The following is a 4,028-nucleotide window of genomic DNA, read 5'->3' on the forward strand; positions in this document are numbered from 1 at the left end:
AAGAGCAAAAGAACTAAGTAGAGCTTCGTATACCTTTCCATGAACTTCAAATTTAATGGGATTAAAGGCACCTCGCTCAAGCCTTCCAATTTGGTAAATTAGCTTCATCGATGGTCTCCTTAAACTTCAACGATTTCATACTTTCCCAGACCAAAAGAAGTGTTTTTCCCGCAATGTAATATTTCACCAGCTTTTAATAAAGGGAAAAATGGTTCAATTGGTCCTTCAAAGGTAATATTGCCTATTAGTCCTCCTAACTTCATCCTTTTTTCTTGTCTATAAGAAAATCGTTCCCAATCATACCATTTAAGATTATTATCTACTACCTTTACCTTTTCAGCGAGCTCAATTAAAGCCTTAGCAGGTATTTCTGGTAGTTTCTCCGAAACATGGTAATAGTATAATACAGTTAGCCTTCTTAATAATGAACGAACAATATGATGAAATTCTAATTTTCGAACAAGCTTTTTATTATGAATTAATCTTAGAGGCGTAAGAATGTTTATTAATACTTTAGATGATTTCTGATGATGTAAAACATTGTTAGTTAGTGGAAAATTTACACTTAATCTTAAAATATCCGTAGATAAAGTATCTTTAAGAATAAACTTTCTATTCTCTTTTCCGATGCCATGCTCACCTGCTAACTCAACTGCAAGTATGAAATAGGGTTCATAAGATACAGCTTTTCCTATCAAGACTATTTTTAACAAAAAGGTTTCCCCGGATTTAAAGATGTTTTTGTTATCTAAAGGGGGTTCAATGACAAAAGGATGCGGGATAGAAGGATATTTGTGAAGATTGAAAGGCAGTTTTTTATGGGGATCAGGAATTGTCTCAAAGATGTAAGCATAATAGCAGTTTTTGTAGATTGGACATTGATGGCAATCTTTATAGCTTTTTAAAACACACAGGGCTTGTCTTAAGGTTCTCCCTATTACCCCTCTGAAAGAGGAACCTTTGAATGAGGGTAAGTGTAGTTCATCAATTGGTTCGCAGGTGATATTTATAATTTTGTATGGTATTTCAAGCTCGGTCATGTTTTATGAAAGTTTTTCAAACCTTAAAAGCGCCCAACCAAAAGGCATGGCTTGAGAAATATTTTTCTTTTGCTCGCTGGCAAGCCAAATTGTTGTCGGTGAAGCTTGATATTCAATTTTATCTCCCTCTCTTCTAATTAAGATTTTTCTTATTTTATCTATAGTCATAGCTTCTGCTCCGGAGTGTTTTCCAAGCTTGATGAGAATAACCTTTCTTTCTTTATTATCCATCTTATGATACTCGTGTAGACCGAAGATCTTAAAACCAATATTTTCAGCCAAATCGCATTCATTTTTATGTATCACCCTAAAGTGTCCCCATATTCCTTCTATCAACTTGGACATTTCAATCTTCACTGGATTTTGTTTTAAATTTTCTGTTTCTACTTTTATTTCTAAAATGCCTTCAAACTTTGCCCCAGGCGGTATGACCTCGATAGGCAAGGTAAGTCTGCCTCTTGTTTCTCCTTTTTGTTTGCTTACATTTACTTGGTATAATATTTTAGTTTCAATAGGAGAAATAGGGTTTAAATCAGAAATCTTTAACGCACCAAAAGGGTCTTTCGAAGGATTAGGACAGTTTAGTAATTGTTTTTCTAAAGTTTCCATTATTTCATTTATTTCTCTCCTCCTCATACGCGAATTAATATTATTAACTCTTTCAATAATTTCTCTTATTGAGGGGTTGTTTTCGTTTTTCTTTAATAAAAACTCTAAATACCCTGTTCTTAAGGCCCCCTTGAGAGAGCTTCCTGGGATAATCGGTTGTTCGGTTAAGGGATTAAAGTAGGTCCTTGGAATTTCAAAGTTATTAAAATTTTGAAGTATCTCATCTGAAGTTAGTCTCAAGACCTCATCATATCTTTTTGCAAGCTCATAAGGTATATCGTATTGTTTTATATTAGGAAGCTTTTTTATCTTGTCCTTTAAACGATAAGCATAGAATTTATATAGATCAACCAATGCTGAAGTATCCTTTTTGTTTGCAATTCTATCAAGTTCATCTCTCTCTTCTAAGGAAAGAACTTCTAATAGGTCAAAAAGTGAAAATTTAATTAGTTTACTTTCATAGCTATCTATTACAAACTCAATTGGTGATAAAACTTCATCGCATCCAATATGAATTGGGCTTAAGGCTTCAATGGTTATCTTGTATCTTATCATATCTTACCTCCACTGGTATAACCAAAGAATAACCTTGGTGGACAGCCTTTTCTTTAACCGAAGATACTCCTAAAATTGCCCTGCCTACATAAATTCTTTTTTCAAACTTTTTTGGGATTAAAATTGCTCCTTCATCAGCCATGAGGACTGGAGATTTAAAGGGGTTAGGAGACGCGCTTAAGACATCTCCATGACGACCAAACCGAATAAAGGGTTCGTAAAAAATTTCAGCATAATTACCGCTTTTGTCAGGAACGACAGGTGATAGAGCATAGTAGGCATTTTCTGTTTGTCTAATGTTTGCATAGAAGTCAATTTCCTCATAGCTTAATACCTCGAATTTGCCCCATCCTGCAGTAGCATCCCTTCCGTATCCAAATTTTCCTATCCGCTTTAACGCTTCAATAATTCCTTCGATAGGTATATCCTCTCTAACTCCGACAAAAAGAACAAGCTTAGTTATATACCAAAGCTTGGAAACTACAAAGGGAGCAAATCCTCCTCTACTTGTAGTCCCTAAAAGTCTGTGTATAGTGCATCTAACTTGCTCATCTTTCACTATGATTACATCATCCGATGACAAGTATTCTATTTGATTTAATGGGGATAAAGGGGGCTTGTATACAAAATATTCTTTAGCTTTTAATTCTTTTCTTTTTTGAACCAACTCTTCCTCAGGTAAGCTAAACAAAAAGTGTAAAGGTAAAGTTGGTTTTTTAAGATATATTTTAGCTTCATCACTACTATTTCGGTCTATATATGGATAGGCTGAAGAAACTATACAAAAGGATTTTTTAAGTAATCACTAAGTAAAGTTTCTAAATCCTTACCAACTAAATCTTTATCGTAATAAATTTGCCAGCATATGTGTCCGAATAAGGTATCACCTTTTAACGGAGTCCCAAAACCGGTTAGAGGTTTTATGATAATTTGATAGGTTTTCAACTTAATCCTCCTCTGTAGAAAACTTTATAATCAAAAAAGAGTTATGCTTTCAAACTTTTGTTTTATCTTTTCGTCATCAAAATGAAATTTTATTCTTCCGTAACCTCTTGAACCACAACCTCCTAAGTAATCAAGCTCAAGAAGCTTCATACCCTTGAGAAGGATATCAAGTAGTTCTTCATCTTCATCTTCATTAGAGTAGATTTTTAAAGTAATTCGAAAATTAAATTCTGCTCCTGCTGGCACTCTTTCTGTAAAACGAGGGTGTTCAGCAGTTCCTGTTATTCTGTTGATACGATTTTCTGCTTTTATTTCGGTATAGGGTAACCTTTCTTTTTCTAATTTACCTTTAAACTCTTCAGTAAAGAAACAATCAGAAAACGCCACCCTCGTTGGACCTACTTTCTCTAAAACTTCGCTTCCGCTACCAGAAAGACCAAAAAGTTTTAAAATGATTCTGGCGTTACTTTTAACATCTTCAGAGATGTTGTTTTCCGTTAAAAGTTTATAAGAAGTTACTCCTCCACTATTACGATCTACTCTATAAGAATGTGTAGGTAAGCCAAAGTAATACTCAAGTAAACTTCTAATTTTCCCTTTTAAACTTGAACCTGGAATGTAAGGCTCATTGGTATAAGGATGTTTTACAACTAAATTATCAACTCCCCCAATATGCATTTCTGTATTACCTGAACCAATGCGTAAACCAGTCAAAAGCTCGATCTTGCCTGTAATTTCGTAAATCTTTTGAAGTTTTAGTGCTATCATCTTTTCACCCTCCCCTTCTAATAAGTTTATTTCATACTTTCTTTAGTCACTTGGTCTATGAAAACGGTAATACCCCATGAAAGCCTCAAAGAAGTTCTTGAAAACTTCAAA

The 4,028-nt window shown here is 34.1% G+C and carries 5 protein-coding genes; all 5 read right to left on the bottom strand.

What is annotated here, in order from left to right; genetic code table 11:
- Positions 1–119: 119 nt before the first annotated feature.
- Positions 120–1,040, bottom strand: a complete 921-nt coding sequence (gene cas6 / locus JHC30_01940) for a CRISPR system precrRNA processing endoribonuclease RAMP protein Cas6 (GenBank protein MCI4462915.1) — start codon at positions 1,038–1,040, stop codon at positions 120–122.
- Between the two features lie 3 nt (positions 1,041–1,043).
- On the bottom strand, positions 1,044–2,204 hold the full coding sequence (gene csm5 / locus JHC30_01945; GenBank protein MCI4462916.1) for a type III-A CRISPR-associated RAMP protein Csm5: 1,161 nt from the start codon (positions 2,202–2,204) through the stop codon (positions 1,044–1,046).
- Positions 2,179–2,871 (bottom strand): hypothetical protein, encoded by a 693-nt coding sequence (locus tag JHC30_01950; protein ID MCI4462917.1) that lies wholly within the window; start codon positions 2,869–2,871, stop codon positions 2,179–2,181. Before JHC30_01950 ends, csm5 begins: the two co-directional genes overlap by 26 nt.
- A gap of 110 nt (positions 2,872–2,981) precedes the next feature.
- Positions 2,982–3,149 (bottom strand): hypothetical protein, encoded by a 168-nt coding sequence (locus JHC30_01955; GenBank protein MCI4462918.1) that lies wholly within the window; start codon positions 3,147–3,149, stop codon positions 2,982–2,984.
- A 30-nt stretch (positions 3,150–3,179) separates the two neighbouring features.
- A complete protein-coding gene (gene csm3 / locus JHC30_01960) occupies positions 3,180–3,917 on the bottom strand; it encodes a type III-A CRISPR-associated RAMP protein Csm3 (protein ID MCI4462919.1) in 738 nt (245 codons plus the stop codon).
- Between the last annotated feature and the right edge of the window lie 111 nt (positions 3,918–4,028).

It is taken from the genome of Caldisericum sp. (assembly GCA_022759145.1).
Taxonomy (GTDB): Bacteria; Caldisericota; Caldisericia; order Caldisericales; family Caldisericaceae; genus Caldisericum.

Excerpts from the sequence above, each read along its gene's own strand:
- cas6 (MCI4462915.1), bottom strand. The coding sequence starts at position 1,040 with ATGACCGAGCTTGAAATACCATACAAAATTATAAATATCACCTGCGAA.
- csm5 (MCI4462916.1), bottom strand. The coding sequence starts at position 2,204 with ATGATAAGATACAAGATAACCATTGAAGCCTTAAGCCCAATTCATATT.
- csm3 (MCI4462919.1), bottom strand. The coding sequence starts at position 3,917 with ATGATAGCACTAAAACTTCAAAAGATTTACGAAATTACAGGCAAGATC.